The following is a 17,132-nucleotide window of genomic DNA, read 5'->3' on the forward strand; positions in this document are numbered from 1 at the left end:
TGAACTATGCCACAGTCTGCACGGTGGTCACCGGGGCCGGCGAATAGGCGTAGGAGGTGTCCGCCTTCGCCATCTGGTGCGCCCGCACCCACACGACGATGACCAGCGGATACATCACGGCGGAGACAACCAGATAGTTGGCGATGAGCCACGCCTCCCGCGGCCACAGGAGGTTCCACGCGAAGTGGAGCGCGAACGCGACGAACAACCACCACCCGGCCACCCCGAACCGCCACGCCCGCGAGCGCCCGGCCACGAACACCGCCAGGCCCAACCCCCACCCCGCCAGCGCGGAGAAGACGATGTGCAGACCCGGGCCCGCGAACACGCGCACACCCCACACGTCGAGGCTGCCGGACAGGTCCGTGTTCGGGTCGAGCAGTGCCCCGAACGCGCCGTACATGATGTTCTCCGTCACCTCGAAGCCGAGGCCGATGAGCGCGCCCGTCATGAGCCCGTGCCACGGGCGGTTGAGCCCGCGGAACGCGAAGAGGATGACGCCCACGCCGAGCACCTTGGAGATCTCCTCCGGGTAGGCCCCACCGAAGGACGCGGACACGATCTTCCAGCCGAGCCTCTCGGTGAGGGCCATGATGGGCAGGCCGCCGATCATGACCAGCGCGAAGCTCACTCCCCCGCCCCACAGCAGCGAGCCGGCCACCCACTTCCAACCGGCGCCGTCGCGCCCCGGCCACATCGGGGAGCGGCTGAACAGCCACAGCACCAGCACCAGGTAGAGGGCGCCGAGGCCGACACCCAGCAGCGCCCCGACCCAGGAGATGAGGAAGTTGGTGCCCATGAAGTACAGCAGCACCGGGACACCGATGACGGTCAGCGCGATGAGGGACGCGCGGAACAGCCTGCTCATGCCGGCACCACCTGGGGTTCGAAGGGAATGCGCAGGCCCCCGCCGCCACCGTACGACGGGGCCTGGATGGCCTCCCGCACGATCTCCGGCAGCTCCCGACCGGTGTACTCCTGCCACACCGTGTCCGCCATGGGCGCGACCTGCCCGCCCGGGCCGGTGAGGACGACGACCATGGTCAGCCCCTCGTTCTCCCCGCTGCCCTCGAGCGACATGCCGACGGAGCGGGTGGAGTCGTCGATGATCATGCGGGCCGGGCCCTCCCGGAGGATCTCCGCGTCCGCCGGCGGGGGCACGAATGCCATGGCCCGCATCATGCGGCGCAGGGTGCGCTCCGGGTCTGTCCCGCCCTCGACGTTCATCGTCTGCGCGAGGACGTCGCCGCAGCGCCAGCCCTCCATGAGCGCGTCGGTGGACGGGCGGCACGACATGTCGAGCGGGATGTTCCACCCCTCCTGCGAACCGAGGACGACCCGGTCGGAGACCGTCCGCACCGGCACGACGGGAAGCAGGAGGGCCGGGAGGGCGAGCACGACGGCGGTCACACCGAACAGCGTGAGCCACCACCTCCGGTCGGCGGTGGGTTGCAGGCGATACTGGGTCATGAGACCCAAGACTAATGCCCCGCGTCTCACCTAGAGTTGGGAACATGAATGACCTCTACGCCTACGTCAACGGCCCCTGGCTCGCCACCCACGTGATTCCGGAGGACCGCGGGGTCGACGGGACCTTCCACAAGCTGCGTGATGACGCGGAGGCCGACGTCCGCGACATCGTCGAGGCCGACACCGGCCGCGCCGGCACCCTGTTCCGCTCCTTCATGGACGTCGCGGGGGTCAACGCCGCGGGCATGGCCCCGCTCGACGCCGACCTCGACCTGCTCAGCGTCCGCGACGCCGCGAGCTTCGCCGCCCGCCTCGGTGAGCTGGAGCGTCTCGGCGTCGCCGCGCCCCTCACCTTCTGGGTGGAGAAGGACTCCGACTCCGAGGACGCCGTCGCCTACCTCATCCAGTCCGGCCTCGGCCTGCCCGACGAGGCGTACTACCGCGAGCCGCAGCACGCCACCGTCGTCGCAGCTTATCGACGTCACGTCGCCGACATGCTGCGCTTCCTCGACCCGGCCCGCCTCTTCGGGCTCACCCCGGAGATCGCCACCGAGCGCATCGTCGCCCTGGAGACCGAGATCGCCGCCGGCCACTGGGACGTGGTGGCCACCCGCGACGCGGTGAAGACCTACAACCCGACCGAGTTCGACTCCCTGCCCGCCGTGATCCGCAGCCTGCTTACCGGCACCGGCCTGCCCGCGCAGCGCCTCGTGTCGATGATGCCCTCCTACGTCACCCACCTCGCCGGCCTGCTCACCGACGACCGCCTCGCCGACTGGCAGCTGTGGGCCACGTGGCACATCCTCCGCTCCCGCGCGGGGGTCCTGCCGGAGGAGGTCGGGGCGAAGAACTTCGAGTTCTACGGCACCCTGCTCTCCGGTGCGACGCAGCAGCGTGACCGTTGGAAGCGCGGCGTCGGCCTGGTGGAGTCCCTCGTCGGGCAGGAGGTGGGCCGCATCTTCGTCGAGAAGCACTTCCCGGAGTCCTCCAAGGCCGAGATGCTCGAGCTCGTCGACTACCTCGTCGAGGCCTACCGCGAGCGCATCTCGCAGCTGCCGTGGATGACCGCCGAGACCCGCGAGCGCGCGCTGGAGAAGCTCGACCAGTTCAAGGCGAAGATCGGCTACCCGGACGTATGGCGTTCCTACGAGGGCCTCGATTTCTCCGCCGACGGAGCCTCCCTGCTGGACAATGTGCGCCAGGCCTCGGCGTTCCTGCAGGACTACGAGCTGAACAAGATCGGGAAGCCGGCGGATCGTGACGAGTGGTTCTCCACCCCGCAGACCGTCAACGCGTTCTACAACCCGGTGGTCAACGACATCACCTTCCCCGCCGCCATCCTCCGCGCCCCCTTCTACTCCCCCGACATGGACGCCGCCGAGAACTTCGGCGCCATCGGTGCCGTCATCGGCCACGAGATCGGCCACGGCTTCGATGACCAGGGCTCTCAGTACGACGGCCAGGGCAACCTGCGCTCCTGGTGGACCGACGCCGACCGCCAGGCATTCACCGAGCTCACCGACAAGCTCGTCGGCCAGTTCACCGGCCTCATCCCCTCCGTGCTGCGCGACGCCGGCATCGAGTCCGAGGGCGTCAACGGCGAGTTCACCCTCGGCGAGAACATCGGTGACCTGGGCGGACTCGGCATCGCGGTCATCGCTTACCGACGCTACCTCGCCGATCGCGGCCTCGACTTCGACTCCTCCCCCGTCGCCGTCTTCGAGGCCGAGGACGCCGACCCGGATCTCGCGGGCCGCGAGTTCACCGGGCTCCAGCGCCTCTTCCTGTCCTGGGCGCGGGTGTGGCGCACCGCCATCCGCCCCGAGCAGGCGCAGCAGTACCTGGCGATCGACCCCCACTCCCCCGCCGAGTTCCGCTGCAACGTCATCGCCGCCAACATCGACGAGTTCTACGAGGCGTTCCCCGAGGTCACCGAGGATTCCGGCATGTGGATCCGCCCCGAGGAGCGGGTGACCATCTGGTAGGCCCGCCCTGCAGAAGCTGACATAGATACATCTCCTGAACAGCGCAAATGCAGAAATTGAACGCCGTTCAGGAAAGAAGTTGCAGCACCCCTAGTCGCGGACGCTGAGCTCCGCGCACACGCGCTGCTTCTCCGGCATGGACGGCAGCCACCCCACCAGGTGCAGGCGGGCGGTGTTGGCGTCGACGCCGGTGAGGTTGAGGCGGCGCAGCAGGTGCGGGACGATGAGCTGGAAATTGCGCTGCCGGCCGTCGAACATCGCGTAACCGACCGCCCGCTGACGGGTCACCTCGGTGAGCACCAGGTCGGTGATCTCGACCTTCTCCTCCTTGCCCGAACCGCGGATGTCGAGGGCGGCGGGGACACCGTCGGACCGGGTCGCGCCGTCGTCGCCCTCGAGGATGGTCCGGATGAGCTGCTTCACGGCCACCGGATCACCCAGGGCGTTGGACACCCAGCGGCGACCGAGCACGCTGTGGTCCATCTCGACGAGCGTGTGTTCGGGGTCGAGCTCGCCGGAGCGGTAGGTCAGCGGGAGCTGCACCCCGCGGCCGTCGAGGTCCGTGCCGATGAGGATCTCGATGCCGACCTCCTCCTCCGGGTCCACCAGGCGGTAGCTGCCCAGGAGGGTGACGATGCCCGCGTAACGAGCCGCGATGTCATCCTTCGTCGGGTTGAGTTCTGCGTCGTAGATCAGTGCTTCGCCGCTCACGGTGGGGCTCCTCTTGTCTCGATAAGCTCTTGTCACCAGCGTAGTACCGAACGCCGCCACGCGGGAGGCTCCGCGCACTAGGCTGGCCCCCATGACCGCTGACAACACAGAGAAGACACCCGAAGAGTTGCAGGAAGAGAAGTTCCGCGCCGAGTTCCAGGTCGGCGGCGTCGACCGGGAGATGCCCGCGGAGGAGCAGCTGGAGCAGCTGTACTCCTACATCGACGCGCATTACGAGCTGCCCGACTTCACCCCGCCGTGGAAGGGCGGGGACGGGGACCCGGATCCGGCGGACAACTACATCGCCCGCCTGCCCGACCGCACCACGCATGCCGCGATGCTCATGCTCGGTTCCGGCCTCGACCACTCCATGCCGGGTGTCGTGTGGGCCGAGGGCATCGAGGTCTCCGAGGTCCCGGAGGTCGGCGGCCGCCTCTTCACCCCCTCCGAGCCGACCGGCGCGTGGGCCATCAGTTTCCACTCCGGCGGCTGGTGGCGGGGCTCGGGCAACGCGCTGGAGATGTCGTGGCGTCCGGAGGTGGCGGCTGCGGCGCAGCGTTCCGGCACGGTCATCCTCGACCTCGACTACCCGCTCGCCCCACAGAGCACCGTCGCCGAGATGAACGCCCTGGTGCGCCAGGCCGTCGGCTACGCCAAGCACCACAACGCCTGCTCGATCACGGGCTGGGGGTACTCCTCCGGTGCGGCGCTGGCGGCGATGAACGCCTCGCTTTTCGACGCCCTCGTGCTCACCTTCCCGGACCTCGGCAGCGTCGCCGGCCTCCCCGACGAGATCCGCGCCGACCAGTCCGTGCCCGCCCCGGAGAACTGGCCGCCCACCCTCGTGCAGGTCGCCCTGCAGGATGAGATCGCCACCCGCCCGGAGACCGGGGACCACGAGGTCCGCGAGTACGTCTCGCGCCACCGCGTGTCCACCCCGGAGGTGGCGCGGCAGAAGATCGCCGACGTGGCCGACTTCCTGCGCGCCCGGTCCTAGGTCGGCTGCACTCATACCCTCACCGTCACCCGCGAAACGGTGATGGTGATATGCCCTCAGTCGGGGTGATAGGGCAGCTGCCCGCCCCGCGCTAGTCCGCCAGGTACCGTGCCCGCAGGTCCCGGCCGCGGGACTCCATCTTCTCCCGCATCGCCTCGTGCTTCTCCACCTGGCGGGTGGCGCGCGGCGGGAGCTGGATCTCCCGTTCGGACTCCAGACCCTCCTTGAGCTGGCGGGCGCGTTCGACCTCGGCGTCGACCTTCATGCCCAGGACGAGCATCATGTTGGCACCCCACAGGGCGAACATGAGGGCCAGGATCGTACCGATCGCGCCGTAGGAGCTCAGCGAGGAGAAGTAGGAGAGGTAGAGCCAGAATCCGCCGCTCACCAGGGCCAGGCCGACGAGGGCGACGAAGGCGCCGATGCTCAGCCAGCGGAAGCGCGCCTGCTTCACGTTGGGGGTGAAGTAGTAGAGCACGGCGATGAGCATGGCGGCCATGCCGAAGATGACCGGCCACTTCACCCACCGCCACACGGGCAGGAACGCCCCGAGGAGGAACTCGAGGGCGCCGCCCTGGCCGAGGGGCTCGGCGATGGGCCCGAGGGTGGCGTTGACGACCGTCTCGTTGAGCATCACGGAGACGAGGATGGTGACGATGCCGATGAGCAGCGCGAACGTCAGCAGGAACATGGTTCCCCACAGGCGGATGAGGGAGCGTCCCTCGATCTGGTCGTAGACGGTGTTCGCCGTGCGGGAGAAGGCGCGCACGTAGGCGGACGCCGACCACAGGGCGATGGCCACACCGACGATGACGCCGACGACACCACCGGTCTGCGAGCCGATGACCATGTCGATGATGTCGCGCACCGTGTCCTGGTACTCACCGGGGATGTAACCGGCGATGAAGTCCCCGGTGAGGTCCTCGACGAGTTCGGCGTTGTTGGCCAGCACGACGGTGGCCAGAGAGTACACGGCCAGGATGGTCGGGGCGAAGGAGAGGACGGTGAAGAAGGTGAGTTTGGCCGCCAGGTCGGTGCCGCCGCCGAGCCAGAACTCCCGCAGGACCCGGCCGATGACGTAGCGCCAGCCGCGGGAGGACAGGCGGGGTCGGGAGCTCAGCGGGGTGCTCATCAGAAGGTGGCGGCGTCGATGACGAAGCGGTAGCGGACGTCGGAGGCGATGGTGCGGTCGTAGGCCTCGTTGATGAAGGGGGCGTCGATAAGCTCGATGTCGGCGGTGATGCCGTGGGCGGCGCAGAAGTCCAGCATCTCCTGGGTTTCGCGGATGCCGCCGACGAGGGAGCCGCTCAGCGAGCGGCGCGCCTGCGTGAACATGCGGACCGGCGCGGCGAGCGGGGCGCCGGGAAGTCCGAGCTGGACGAGGGCGCCGTCGAAACGCAGCAGTTCCAGGCAGGCGGCGGTGTCGAGGTCGACGGAGACGGTGTTGAGCAGCAGGTCGAAGTGCCGGTGCAGTTCCTCGGGCAGGCCGTCGGCGGTGGAGATGTGGCGGACGGCGCCGAAGCGCAGGGCGTCGTCGCGCTTGGCCGTCGAGTGGGAGAAGACGGTGACCTCCGCACCCATCGCGGCGGCGATCTTCACGCCGACGTGCCCGAGGCCGCCCATGCCGATGATGCCGACCCGCGTGCCGGGGCCCACGCCCCAGTGCCGCAGCGGCGAGTACGTGGTGATGCCCGCGCACAGCAGCGGGGCGGCGGCCGCCGGGTCGAGCCCCTCCGGGATGCGCACGACGAAGGCCTCCCGCACGACGATCTCCTGCGAGTACCCGCCCTGCGTCACCTCGCCCGTCGCCCGGTCGAGGCCGCCGTAGGTGACCGTCGGGCCTTCCTCGCAGTAGGAGATCTCCCCCAGTTCGCACGGGTGGCAGGTGCCGCACGAGTCGACGAAGCAGCCCACGCCGACGCGCTCGCCGACCCGGAAGGTGGTGACCTCCGCGCCGACGGCGTCGACGATGCCGACGATCTCATGCCCCGGGACCAGCGGATACGCGCGCTCGCCCCAGTCGCCGCGCATGGTGTGGATGTCCGAGTGGCAGATGCCGGCGAACTCGATACGGATGCGGACATCATCGGCCCGCAGCTCCCGGCGTTCGATGGTCACCGGCTCCAGGGGCTGGGCGAAGCCCGGGGTGCCCCAGGCGCGAACGGTACTCATGCCTTCCGAGAGTAGTCGGACCAGCGCACGGCCCGCCCGTTGTGCTCGATCCCCTCCGCGTCCCAGTACGGGACCGACCGGGCCGGATCGTGCGAGGACCCGTCCGCCCGCACGACCCGCCACCAGGCGGTCAGGTGCCCGTACTCCGCCATGATGCGGCCCACCTGACGCGGGCCGGTGCCCGCCTCTGCGGCGACGTCACCGTAGGTGGTCACCTCACCGTGACCGAGCTTATCGACGATCGCGAGGACCGCCGCCACCCTCTCAGAGATCAACGCCCTCGAGCGGGTCGGACTCGCGGATGTCCTGCTCCACGTACTCCTCGACCTCGCACAGCACCACGACGGCGCCGGTGGAGTCCGCGATACGGCACAGGCGGCCGAACTCGGAGTCCCACGGCTCGGTGATGACCTCGCCGCCGAGCTCCGGCACCTTCTTGACGGCCTCGTCGATGGAGACGACACCGAGGTAGGACTGCCAGAAGCTGGGGACCTGCGGCGGGAACACACCCTCCGCCTTCCAGATGCCCGCGAACGGCGCACCGTCGACGACGGCGGTGGTGTAGGTCAGCTCCTCGCTGGCCTCCATGGAGACGAGCTCCCAGTCGAGCAGGCCGTGGTAGAAGTCGACGGCCTCGTCGAAACCGGCGGTGGCGGTGAGCTCGTGCCACACCGGGGTGCCCGGCTCACCGGCGGCGATGAACGCGTCCTCGCCGCCCGGTTCGACGATGCCGAAGAGGGCGCCGGCGGCGTCGACAAGCACGGCCATCCGGCCGATGCCCACCTCGGTCGGCTGCACCAGCACGCGGCCGCCGAGGCGCTCCACCTGCTGGACCTGGCCGTCGATGTCGTCGGCGAGGAAGTAGGTGATCCACGTGTCCGGGAAGGCGCCGCCCTCCTCCGGCTGCGGGATGAACCCGGCGACCGGCAGACCCTGGACGCGGGCCATGCGGTAGGTCTCGCCCTCGATCTCCCAGCCGAGGAGCTGGGAGTAGAAGTGCGCGGACTTCCGCACGTCGGAGGTGGTCAGGTCAATCCAGTACGGCATGCCGCCGACGGCCTCGAATGCGGGCATCTAGAGGTTTCTCCACTTCTCGGGATCGAAATCATCGTCGGCGGTGGCCTCGTCGAAGTAGTCGTCCTCGTCCTCGGCTGCCGCCGTCACACGCGCGCAGGTGCCCGCGACACACACGACATCACCGTGGCGCAGCGTGCGCCCGCGACGGGTGTCGGGCTCGCCGTTGACCGTGACCTCACCGGCGGCGATGACCTCCTTGGCCTCACCGCCGGTGGCCACCAGGCTGGCGAGCTTGATGAACTGGCCGAGCTTGATCGTCTCGTCGCGGATCGCGACCTCATGGGCGTGCATGGTGGCCTAGTCTAGCCCGCCGCCGAGATCACCATGAACACGCCCAGCGCGATGAACACCAGGCCGGTGACGATGTCGATGAGGACCGAGTTCCGGGCGATCCGCGCTGCCATCGCACGCACCGCCAGGGCGAAGCCGGTGAACCAGGCGACACCGGTGGCCACGAGGAGCACCCCGACGGCCACCGCCCAACCGACCCCCATGTCGGGGCGCACGAACTGGGCGAACACGGCACCGAAGAAGAGCAGGGCCTTCGGGTTGGCGAGATTCGTCGTCACCCCGAGGCGCAGGGCGCGGGCCGGGCTCAGGTCCGGCGCGGGCGGTACCGCGGACGGTGCGCGGGTACCCGGACGGCGGGCGGCGAGACCCGAACGCACCGCCCCGAACCCCATCCACAGGAGGTAGGCCCCGCCGGCCAGCTGCAGCGCGGCGAGGATCTGCGGATACGTGGTGACCAGGGCGGACATCCCCAGCAACGAGGCGGTGACCCACAGTGTGTTGCCCAGCATGATGCCCAGCGCACACCAGATCCCCGCTGCGCGGGAGCGGGATCCGACACGGATGATCTGCACGAGGTCCGGGCCCGGCGAGGCGAGCGCCGCAGCCCACACCACGAGCAGGGAGGCCAGGGTGGTGAAGGTCACCCGGGGGAGACTACGCCTGGTCCCGCGGCATGATGTTCATGGTGTCGATGTTCATGTGCTTCGGCAGCGACGCCACCCAGCGGATCGCCTCCGCGATGTCCTCGGCGGTGAGGTTGAGCTTGTCGGCGTAGACGGCGTCGGCCTTGGCGGCATCACCCTTGAAGCGCACGAGGGAGAAGTCGGTGGCCACACGCCCCGGGTCGATCTCGGTGATGCGGATCGGGTTGGAGACCTCCTCCATGCGGAACGCGCGGGTCAGCGCGCGGAGGCCGAACTTGGCGGCGTTGTAGCCGGAACCGCCCGGGTAGGCGGTGAAGGAGGCCATGGACCCGATGTTGATGATGAGCCCCTCGGCGGCGTCGATGAGCGGGAGCAGGGCCTTCGTGACACGGACGACGCCGAGCACATTCGTGTCGTACATGACCTGCCAGTCCTCGAGGTTCGCCTCGCGGAGAGTGTCCAGGCCGTGCGCGCCGCCGGCGTTGTTCACCAGCACGTCGACGTTGCCGAGCTCCCGGACCTGTGCGGCGAACTTCTCGACGGACGCGTCGTCGGTCACGTCCAGCCGGATCGCGGTGCCGCCCGTGCGCGCGGCGACCTCCTCCAGCTTCTCGACGCGCCGCCCGGCCACCACCACGTGGTAACCGTCCTCGGCCAGGGCAACGGCAGCGGCGGCACCGATTCCGGAGCCACCACCGGTGATAACAGCAATCTTCTTGGTCATGGGGCCAGTGTAGGAGCGGGCGGGGTCACGCGGCGCGGGATTCGGGGGTGACTAGGACCCTGAGATGCGCGTTCAACATGTGAACACCCTCGAGCATCCCCGCGGTGACACGGATCCCCGTCCACCCGGACGCATGCAGCTGCGCCGTGATGAGCGAGTCCTCGTCACGTTGCTCCCGGTCCAGATGATGATCGCCGTCGTAGTAGAGGTAGTGGCGCCGTGTGATCGCGGCGAGATCGAGCACCGTGAGCAGCGTGCCGTCGGCCGCGTGGACGGGCACCTGGGACCGCCACTCGAGCTCCGGGGCCGCGTGCCGGACGATGAGCCGCATGAGGCTCTCGGGTGGGGAATCGGACCCTCCGTCGGACAGGCGGAGCAGCCGGTGGAGAGTGCGGTGGTTGATGAGCCCGCGCAGACCCGTGGCCAGGTGTTTCTCACTGAGCCGGAACTCCCGGCGATAACGGTCGAGGAGCTGGACCGCCCGGATCGTCGCGTCGGCGTGGGGCAGGCCCCGCGGGGTACGCCAGGCGTGCTCGCCGTTGAGGACCGCCCGCAGGCAGTGCGCCAGCGTGAGCATGGGCGGGGTGACCTGTAGCTCGTGCTCGCCGAGGTGGAGCGTCCAGGACGGGAGGTCGCGCGCTTTCCGACGCACCGACGGCTCCAGCACACTGCCCGCGAGGTGCCGGCTGTAGGGACCGAGGAGCGCAGTATCGGCCGCGTCCGCGAAATCACCGATCCCGAGCAGCGCCGCCGCACTGAACCGGGAGGCTGTCGCCTGGGGCCGCTCGATGAGGTGGGCGATCGCCCGGGAGGCGGCACCGGCCGCGTAGTGCAACCGCCGGGGATGATCCCGCGCGGTGTAGGCGACCAGGGCGGCGGGGCGGATCGTGTTCCCCGCGACAACATGCTCCGGCGAGAGCTGGTGATAGTGCCTGCGCACCTCCGCCATGACGGCCGGGTGTTCGGGCGGCAGGTTGAGGTGCGCCGCCGCCTTCAGCCTGACCTCCGTGAGCCGCGTGGGGACTGTGAGCCCCCGGTTGTCGATCGATCCCCCGTCCTTGATGACCAGTCTGCCGTTCCCCTCGGCGATGAGCTGATCGATGTCTGTCCCCCGGTACTGCACGTTATCCCCTTCGGTGATCGTGGATGATGTCACCGCTATTGGACTGCTGCAAGGGGCCGGAGGTTCCCGGTCTGCAAGAACTGGACTGAACCATGTTCAATTCCGTGCATTTTCCCTGTTCGCGTCTTGTATGTACGTCAGCGTTTGCAGCCCCGCCTCAGCGGTCCACCTGCCGGAGGGTGATGTTCAGCCGCCCCTCTTTGATCCCGCATCCCACAGGCGCGGTCCCCGGACGCACCGCGGGGACCCCGTGGTACGCCCGGCGCGCCGGACCGCCGAAGACGATGAGGTCCCCGGACATGAGCGTGACGTCGTCCCAGGGGCGGGTGCGGCCCTCGGTGTGACCGATGCGGAAGAGGGCCTCGTCCCCGATGGACAGGGACACCACCGGCGCGGAGGATTCCTCGTTGGCGTCGACGTGCAGGCCCATGGACGATCCGGGCGGGTAGTAGTTGACCAGGGCGGCCTCGGGGCGGAAGAGATCGTCGGCAAGCTCGGGAGCCACCCGGGCCGCCGTGGCCAGAGCGGAACGGCCCAGAGCGATCCATTGTTCGGGAAGCGCCAGTTCAGAGGGCACATACCGGTACGGCCGCGTGCGCCACTCGCGGCCGACGGAGAGGATGAACACGCTCATCTGCCCCGATCCGACGACCGGGCGATCCATCCGCCCCCGTCGGGCCAGCTCCCGGGCCTGCGACACCAGCTCCGCCTGCGCCGACACGTCCAGGAACCCGGGCACGTGGGCCACGCCGGCGCGGATGCGGGCGGCGGGGCGGGGGACGTCGAAAAGCACCGGACCTCCTGGGACAATGGCACGCATGAGCTTTGACCCCAGAACCTACAGCACCCTCGCCGGCCTGCGCGCCGGCCGGTGGTACCTGCCCGCTTCCGAGGAGGTGGCGGCGCGGCATGGCGAGGTCGCGCGTCTGCTCAAGGAGTTCAACGCGCTCGGCAACACGGAGCCGGCGCGGGCGGAGGGACTGCTCCGGAAGATCATGCCGGACAGCCCGCACGTGCCCGAGACGTTCGCCCCGTTGTTCCTGGAGTACGGGCACCTGTCCTTCGGTGAGGGGTGTTTCCTCAACGTCAATACGGTGCTTCTCGACGTCGCCGACATCTCCTTCGGCGCCCGCACCCTCGTCGGCCCGGGCTGCCAGTTCATCACCGTCGGCCACCCGCTGCACGATGTGGAGATGCGGCGCGGCGGGTGGGAGCAGGCGCGGCCGATCACCGTCGGGGAGGACTGCTGGTTCGGTGCCGGGGTCATCGTCATGCCGGGTGTGCGCATCGGTGACCGCTGCGTCATCGGTGCCGGGGCGCTGGTGACGAAGGACATCCCCGATGATTCCCTGGCGCTGGGGTCCCCCGCCCGCGTCGTGCGCACGCTCACCGACGGTGAGCTGGAGCGCTCCCAGCTTTCCGACGGCGTCCCGGTCGCCGGTCAGCATGTTTGATCTCGCGCGCATCGGCGTGGGCCTGCCCGTCGCCGACACGATCGATCAGCTGCCCGGGCTGCTGGAGCGCACGCTGGTGGTGCAGGCCCCGCCCGGTACGGGTAAGACGACGCTCGTGCCGCCCGCGCTGGCCAACCACACGGGCGGAAAGGTACTGGTCACGGCCCCACGGCGGGTCGCGGTGCGGGCGGCGGCCCGGAGGCTGGCGCATCTCGACGGTTCCCGGATCGGCGAGCGGGTGGGGTTCTCGGTCCGTGGTGAGCATCATCCGGGTGAGCTGGTGGAGTTCATGACGCCGGGCGTGCTGCTGCGGCGTCTCATGGCGGACCCGGAGCTGACGGGTATCAGCGCGGTCGCGGTCGACGAGGTGCACGAGCGACAGCTGGACACCGATCTGGTGCTGGGCATGCTGATCGAGCTCGCGGAACTGCGGGACGATCTCGCGGTGGTGGCGATGTCGGCGACGCTCGACGTCGAGAAGTTCGCGGGGCTCATGGACGCGCCTGTCCTCGACACGCCGGCGGTGACGCATCCGTTGACCATTGACTACACCCCGCATCCGGGGCGCGCGGGCAACACCCGCGAGTTCCTCGACCACCTGGCGGGGCTGGCGCAGGGACACGACGACGCCGTGCTCGTCTTCGTCCCCGGCGTGCGCGAGGTCGAGTACGTGGTGGGCCGCATCCCGGGGGCCGTCCCGCTGCACGGTTCCCTCGACGCCCGCGAGCAGGATGCGGCGCTGTCCGGTGAGGCGAGGGTGATTGTCGCAACGTCGATCGCCGAGTCGTCCTTGACCGTCCCCGGCGTCCGTGTCGTGGTGGATTCGGGGCTGTCGCGTGTGCCGCGTCGCGACGCCACCCGCGACATGACCGGTCTCGTCACCGTCTCCGCCGCGCAGTCGACGGTGGATCAGCGCGCCGGCCGCGCCGGCCGCGAGGGGCCCGGCCGGGTGCTGCGCGCCTACACGCAGGCCGACTACCAGCAGTTTCGCCCCCACATCACCCCGGAGATCGCCACCAGCGACCTCACCCAGGCGGCCCTGACGATGGCCGTGTGGGGCACGCCCCGCGGCGTCGGCCTCCCGCTTGCCGACGCCCCTCCCTCCCCCGCCCTCGACTCCGCCGAGACGGTGCTGCGGGGCATCGGCGCCATCGACGACGAGGGTGCGGCGACGGATCTCGGCCGGCAGCTGGCGGCCCTGCCGGTCGACCCGCGGCTGGGGCGCGCCCTCGTCGAGTGCGGCCCGGCGGCCGCCCGGACGGTGGCGGTCCTGGCCGATTCCCCGCGCGGTGACGTGGCCCGCGGCCAGGCCCCGGCCCGGGAGATCAAACGCCTGGAACGCCTGGTGCGCGGCGGTTCCGGGGAATCCGACCCCGGTGTCATCACCGCCCTGGCGTTCCCCGGGCGGGTGGCCCGGCGCGTCGGCGAGGAGTACCTGCTGGTCAGCGGCACGCGCGCCGTCCTGCCCGGCGACCTGGGGCTGACGGGTGCGGAGTGGCTGGCCGTCGCCGAGGTCACCCGCAGCGGCGGCACCTCCCGGGAGGGGCGCGCCGGGGCGACGATCCGCGCGGCGGCCCGCCTCACGGAGGCGCAGGCCCGGGAGGTCGTCGGGGTGTCGGAGGAGATCGTGGCCCGCGTCGTCGACGGGAAGGTCCGCGGACGGAAGGTCCTCCGCCTCGGCGCCGTCGAGCTGAGTTCCACCCCTGTGCAGGTCCCGCCGGAGGAGGCCGCCGCTGCCCTGGCCGCCACCGTGGAGCGGGAGGGCCTGGGCATGTTCCATTTCTCCGAGGCCGCCCGGGGCCTGCGGGAGCGGGTCGCCTACCTGCATGAACAACTCGGCGATCCGTGGCCCGACGTGGAGTCCGCCGACCCGCAGACCTGGCTCGGTCCGGAGTTGGAGGGGGTGGCGCGGGGGGCGTCGATAAGCAGGGTGGACATGTACCCGGCCCTGCAGCGACTGCTGCCGTGGCCGGAGGCGACGCGGCTCGAGGAGCTGGCGCCCGAGCGGCTGCTCGTGCCCAGCGGGAGCCGGCACCGCGTGGACTACTCCAGCGGTCGGCCCGTGGTGAGCGTCAAGCTGCAGGAGTGTTTCGGCCTGTCCGAATCCCCGGTTCTCGCCGGGGTGCCGGTGCAGTTCCACCTGCTCTCCCCCGCCGGGCGCCCGCTGGCCGTGACGGACGACCTGGCCAGCTTCTGGTCGGGACCGTACGCCCAGGTCCGGGCGGAGATGCGCGGACGCTACCCCAAACATCCGTGGCCGGAGGACCCGTGGACCGCGCCCGCGACGGCCCGGACGAAGAAGAGGATGTAGCTACGCCGCCTCCACCAGGCGGAAGTTCCCGGGCATGTCCGCGGCGTCGAAGGCGCCGGCGGCCGTGGCCAGGGCGGGCAGCAGATCGGCGGGAGCCACCACCTCGAGGGAATGGTTGCCGTAGACCTTCGCCAGGAAGAACTCCCCGGCGAGGAAGTCGAGGGCGGCCTCGTCGCCGGTGAGGTCGGACGGGGCGTGGACCCGGGTGATGATGTCTGTCGTGCTCATGGCCCCGAGGTTAAGGTTGCAAACTTGGAAATTGGTGCCAGTAATCAGGAGAACTGCTGCCACCCGAGGTACGCGCTCATCACGACGACCAGCACCAGCAGCGCCGCCCGCACGAAGCGCGCCCCGCCACCCAGCACCGTCCGCGCCCCCAGTTGTGCACCGGAGATGTTCGCCACCGCCAGCACCAGGCCGAGCTGCCACCACACGTGCCCGCCGAGGATGAACACCAGCAGCGCCCCGAGGTTGGTCGTCGCGTTGACCACCTTCGCCAGCGCCGCCGAACGCAGGAAATCCTGGGAGAGCACCGCCGTGAACGCCATGATGAGGAACATGCCTGTGCCCGGCCCGAAAATGCCGTCGTAGAACGCGATGACGCCGACGAGCAGCAGCACCAGCCAGCGTCGCCACCGCCCGACCACCCCGCTGCCGACCACCCCGCTGCCAGCCTGGGTCCCGAACTGCGGCCGCACCGCCACGAACGTGCCGGCGACAAGCAGCAGAACGATGATGAGGGGGCGCAGGACCGTGGCGTCGATGAGCGCGGCCGACAGGGCCCCCGCCGCCGAACAGACCAGCGCCAGGCCGACGTACGCCGGGCGGACGCGGGGCCGGATGCGACGCACGAGCGTCCACGCCGCCGACGTCGTGCCCGAGATGCTCACCAGCTTGTTCGTGCCCAGCGCCGTCGCCGGGGCCAACCCCGGCACCGCCGCCATGAGCAGCGGTATCATCACCAGTCCCCCGCCGCCGATGACCGCGTCGATCCAGCCCGCGACCAGGGCACCGCCCACGAGGACGGCCCATGCGCCGAGCTCCAGTTCCACGGACCCTCCCGGTAACAGCTTTCGTGGCCAATACGATTGAACAGATACACCCGATATGGAGGTACGTCATGCGTCACCACCGAATGCCCACCACCGTGCTCGGCCTGCTGGCGGCCACGGCGCTGGTCGCGTGTACTCCCGCCGACAATAGCGCCGCGCCCGGCACCAGCGAACCCCCGGCCACCGCCAGCACCGTGACCAGCACCGCCGGGACCCGCAGCCCGGACCCCACCCCGCCGGGCACCACCCCGACCGCCCCGGAGGACGACTGCACCTCCGGCGATCTCGCGGACAGCGAATTCGGCGGGCACCTGCGCACGAACCGCATCCTCACCAGCACCTCGGAGTATTTCCACTTCCGGATCCAGGAGAACGCCTACGACTCCTGCCGCGACCTCAGCTGGGTGCTTCTCGACGGCTCCATCGGCGACATCAACGGAGACAACGCCCGCCCGGCCGGGACGGTCGTGCTGTTCACCGGTGACGGCCTGGTGTTCAACTACCAGCCGCCCCTGTACGCGGGCGTCGAGAATGTGGAGCGTCTCGACGAGAACGCCGCGCTCGTCACGTGGCGGCACAACCAGGACCCGCGCACGTCCGAGGAGTCCTACTCCCTGGAGAACGACCACCTCGAGCTCGTCGGCTACACCACCCCGGATGGCCTGCGCGGGAGCGTCCCGGTCATCGACTTCCGTAACCCGCCCCTCGACTCGCAGGCGGGACTGCCCCCGGCCGGCAACGCCCACGGCAGCCCCTACGCCGCCGAGATGTCCGCCGGCCGCTACCTCCTGCCGCTCAACAACGAGCGCACCCTCCAGTGCGACCTCGGGCACGACGACGGCCGCATCGCCGACTGCCACGCCCTGTTCGAGGCCCACTGGGACGACGACGGCGCCAACCACGTGACGTACACGATCTCCCCGGCGCGGGTGGAGACGGACACCACCACCGCCCCCGACCCGACCGGCCTGCCCTCCCTGGCGCGGGACAACATGTACAAGGTGGGGAACGCGGTGGTGGACCTGCGCGAACCGAACGTCGCGAAGATCGGTCTCGAACCCGGCCAAGGGGTCCACATCTCCCCCGGATACGTGGGGCCCTTCAACGACTGATCGGACATG

At 70.0% G+C, this 17,132-nt stretch carries 19 protein-coding genes; 5 read left to right on the forward strand and 14 right to left on the reverse strand.

The window, feature by feature from the left end; all coding sequences use genetic code 11:
• Nucleotides 1–4: 4 nt before the first annotated feature.
• Together B9Y70_RS03955 and B9Y70_RS03960 are read right to left on the reverse strand one after the other, a co-directional pair.
• On the reverse strand, nt 5–868 hold the full coding sequence (locus tag B9Y70_RS03955) for a PrsW family intramembrane metalloprotease (protein WP_085548961.1): 864 nt from the start codon (nt 866–868) through the stop codon (nt 5–7).
• Nucleotides 865–1,470: a hypothetical protein gene (locus B9Y70_RS03960; protein WP_085548962.1), complete on the reverse strand. Its 606-nt coding sequence runs from the start codon at nt 1,468–1,470 to the stop codon at nt 865–867. The genes B9Y70_RS03955 and B9Y70_RS03960 overlap by 4 nt, the downstream gene beginning before the upstream one ends.
• A gap of 44 nt (nt 1,471–1,514) precedes the next feature.
• On the opposite strand from B9Y70_RS03960, the gene B9Y70_RS03965 reads away from it, so the two are divergent.
• Nucleotides 1,515–3,455, forward strand: a complete 1,941-nt coding sequence (locus tag B9Y70_RS03965; protein WP_085548963.1) for a M13 family metallopeptidase — start codon at nt 1,515–1,517, stop codon at nt 3,453–3,455.
• 90 nt (nt 3,456–3,545) lie between these two features.
• Here the strand turns inward: B9Y70_RS03965 and B9Y70_RS03970 are convergent, their stop codons facing one another.
• Complete coding sequence (locus B9Y70_RS03970) at nt 3,546–4,166, reverse strand: CG0192 family protein (protein WP_085548964.1); 621 nt, start codon at nt 4,164–4,166, stop codon at nt 3,546–3,548.
• A gap of 91 nt (nt 4,167–4,257) precedes the next feature.
• Here B9Y70_RS03970 and B9Y70_RS03975 point away from each other — a divergent pair, with 91 nt between their 5' ends.
• Complete coding sequence (locus tag B9Y70_RS03975; RefSeq protein WP_085548965.1) at nt 4,258–5,163, forward strand: alpha/beta hydrolase; 906 nt, start codon at nt 4,258–4,260, stop codon at nt 5,161–5,163.
• Nucleotides 5,164–5,254: 91 nt separating this feature from the next.
• Here the strand turns inward: B9Y70_RS03975 and B9Y70_RS03980 are convergent, their stop codons facing one another.
• The 9 genes from B9Y70_RS03980 to B9Y70_RS04020 form a co-directional block, all read right to left on the reverse strand.
• Nucleotides 5,255–6,295: a YihY/virulence factor BrkB family protein gene (locus B9Y70_RS03980; protein ID WP_085548966.1), complete on the reverse strand. Its 1,041-nt coding sequence runs from the start codon at nt 6,293–6,295 to the stop codon at nt 5,255–5,257.
• Nucleotides 6,295–7,335 (reverse strand): NAD(P)-dependent alcohol dehydrogenase, encoded by a 1,041-nt coding sequence (locus B9Y70_RS03985; RefSeq protein ID WP_085548967.1) that lies wholly within the window; start codon nt 7,333–7,335, stop codon nt 6,295–6,297. Before B9Y70_RS03985 ends, B9Y70_RS03980 begins: the two co-directional genes overlap by 1 nt.
• On the reverse strand, nt 7,332–7,610 hold the full coding sequence (locus B9Y70_RS03990) for an MGMT family protein (protein WP_085548968.1): 279 nt from the start codon (nt 7,608–7,610) through the stop codon (nt 7,332–7,334). Before B9Y70_RS03990 ends, B9Y70_RS03985 begins: the two co-directional genes overlap by 4 nt.
• The gene (locus B9Y70_RS03995; protein ID WP_085548969.1) at nt 7,600–8,409 is read right to left on the reverse strand and encodes a VOC family protein; all 810 of its coding nucleotides are present in this window, start codon (nt 8,407–8,409) and stop codon (nt 7,600–7,602) included. Before B9Y70_RS03995 ends, B9Y70_RS03990 begins: the two co-directional genes overlap by 11 nt.
• Complete coding sequence (locus tag B9Y70_RS04000; protein ID WP_085548970.1) at nt 8,410–8,703, reverse strand: RNA-binding S4 domain-containing protein; 294 nt, start codon at nt 8,701–8,703, stop codon at nt 8,410–8,412.
• 11 nt (nt 8,704–8,714) lie between these two features.
• Nucleotides 8,715–9,347, reverse strand: coding sequence for a LysE family translocator (locus B9Y70_RS04005; RefSeq protein ID WP_085548971.1), 633 nt, complete (start codon nt 9,345–9,347; stop codon nt 8,715–8,717).
• Nucleotides 9,348–9,357: 10 nt separating this feature from the next.
• On the reverse strand, nt 9,358–10,071 hold the full coding sequence (locus B9Y70_RS04010; RefSeq protein ID WP_085548972.1) for an SDR family NAD(P)-dependent oxidoreductase: 714 nt from the start codon (nt 10,069–10,071) through the stop codon (nt 9,358–9,360).
• Between the two features lie 25 nt (nt 10,072–10,096).
• Nucleotides 10,097–11,194 (reverse strand): hypothetical protein, encoded by a 1,098-nt coding sequence (locus B9Y70_RS04015; RefSeq protein ID WP_085548973.1) that lies wholly within the window; start codon nt 11,192–11,194, stop codon nt 10,097–10,099.
• A gap of 157 nt (nt 11,195–11,351) precedes the next feature.
• Entirely contained in the window at nt 11,352–11,987 is a 636-nt protein-coding gene (locus tag B9Y70_RS04020) for an alpha-ketoglutarate-dependent dioxygenase AlkB family protein (RefSeq protein WP_085548974.1), read from the reverse strand.
• Between the two features lie 25 nt (nt 11,988–12,012).
• Here B9Y70_RS04020 and B9Y70_RS04025 point away from each other — a divergent pair, with 25 nt between their 5' ends.
• Both B9Y70_RS04025 and B9Y70_RS04030 read left to right on the forward strand, forming a co-directional pair.
• Nucleotides 12,013–12,648, forward strand: coding sequence for a sugar O-acetyltransferase (locus B9Y70_RS04025; protein WP_143337508.1), 636 nt, complete (start codon nt 12,013–12,015; stop codon nt 12,646–12,648).
• Nucleotides 12,641–14,959 carry an ATP-dependent RNA helicase gene (locus B9Y70_RS04030; RefSeq protein WP_085548976.1) on the forward strand — a complete coding sequence of 773 codons (2,319 nt, stop codon included), beginning with the start codon at nt 12,641–12,643 and terminating at the stop codon, nt 14,957–14,959. Before B9Y70_RS04025 ends, B9Y70_RS04030 begins: the two co-directional genes overlap by 8 nt.
• Here B9Y70_RS04030 and B9Y70_RS04035 read toward each other — a convergent pair whose 3' ends face one another.
• The gene (locus tag B9Y70_RS04035; protein WP_085548977.1) at nt 14,960–15,187 is read right to left on the reverse strand and encodes a hypothetical protein; all 228 of its coding nucleotides are present in this window, start codon (nt 15,185–15,187) and stop codon (nt 14,960–14,962) included. It abuts the gene before it with no gap.
• Nucleotides 15,188–15,231: 44 nt separating this feature from the next.
• Entirely contained in the window at nt 15,232–16,011 is a 780-nt protein-coding gene (locus B9Y70_RS04040; RefSeq protein ID WP_085548978.1) for a TSUP family transporter, read from the reverse strand.
• Between the two features lie 68 nt (nt 16,012–16,079).
• Here B9Y70_RS04040 and B9Y70_RS04045 point away from each other — a divergent pair, with 68 nt between their 5' ends.
• Nucleotides 16,080–17,123, forward strand: coding sequence for a hypothetical protein (locus B9Y70_RS04045; protein ID WP_143337509.1), 1,044 nt, complete (start codon nt 16,080–16,082; stop codon nt 17,121–17,123).
• Nucleotides 17,124–17,132: the final 9 nt, after the last annotated feature.

The sequence above is a fragment of the Corynebacterium pollutisoli genome (assembly GCF_900177745.1).
In the GTDB taxonomy this organism is placed as follows: domain Bacteria; phylum Actinomycetota; class Actinomycetes; order Mycobacteriales; family Mycobacteriaceae; genus Corynebacterium; species Corynebacterium pollutisoli.

Excerpts from the sequence above, each read along its gene's own strand:
- B9Y70_RS03980 (WP_085548966.1), bottom strand. The coding sequence starts at position 6,295 with ATGAGCACCCCGCTGAGCTCCCGACCCCGCCTGTCCTCCCGCGGCTGG.
- B9Y70_RS03975 (WP_085548965.1), top strand. The coding sequence starts at position 4,258 with ATGACCGCTGACAACACAGAGAAGACACCCGAAGAGTTGCAGGAAGAG.
- B9Y70_RS03985 (WP_085548967.1), bottom strand. The coding sequence starts at position 7,335 with ATGAGTACCGTTCGCGCCTGGGGCACCCCGGGCTTCGCCCAGCCCCTG.
- B9Y70_RS03965 (WP_085548963.1), top strand. The coding sequence starts at position 1,515 with ATGAATGACCTCTACGCCTACGTCAACGGCCCCTGGCTCGCCACCCAC.
- B9Y70_RS04000 (WP_085548970.1), bottom strand. The coding sequence starts at position 8,703 with ATGCACGCCCATGAGGTCGCGATCCGCGACGAGACGATCAAGCTCGGC.
- B9Y70_RS03995 (WP_085548969.1), bottom strand. The coding sequence starts at position 8,409 with ATGCCCGCATTCGAGGCCGTCGGCGGCATGCCGTACTGGATTGACCTG.
- B9Y70_RS04035 (WP_085548977.1), bottom strand. The coding sequence starts at position 15,187 with ATGAGCACGACAGACATCATCACCCGGGTCCACGCCCCGTCCGACCTC.
- B9Y70_RS03960 (WP_085548962.1), bottom strand. The coding sequence starts at position 1,470 with ATGACCCAGTATCGCCTGCAACCCACCGCCGACCGGAGGTGGTGGCTC.
- B9Y70_RS04030 (WP_085548976.1), top strand. The coding sequence starts at position 12,641 with ATGTTTGATCTCGCGCGCATCGGCGTGGGCCTGCCCGTCGCCGACACG.
- B9Y70_RS04010 (WP_085548972.1), bottom strand. The coding sequence starts at position 10,071 with ATGACCAAGAAGATTGCTGTTATCACCGGTGGTGGCTCCGGAATCGGT.
- B9Y70_RS03955 (WP_085548961.1), bottom strand. The coding sequence starts at position 868 with ATGAGCAGGCTGTTCCGCGCGTCCCTCATCGCGCTGACCGTCATCGGT.
- B9Y70_RS04045 (WP_143337509.1), top strand. The coding sequence starts at position 16,080 with ATGCGTCACCACCGAATGCCCACCACCGTGCTCGGCCTGCTGGCGGCC.
- B9Y70_RS04025 (WP_143337508.1), top strand. The coding sequence starts at position 12,013 with ATGAGCTTTGACCCCAGAACCTACAGCACCCTCGCCGGCCTGCGCGCC.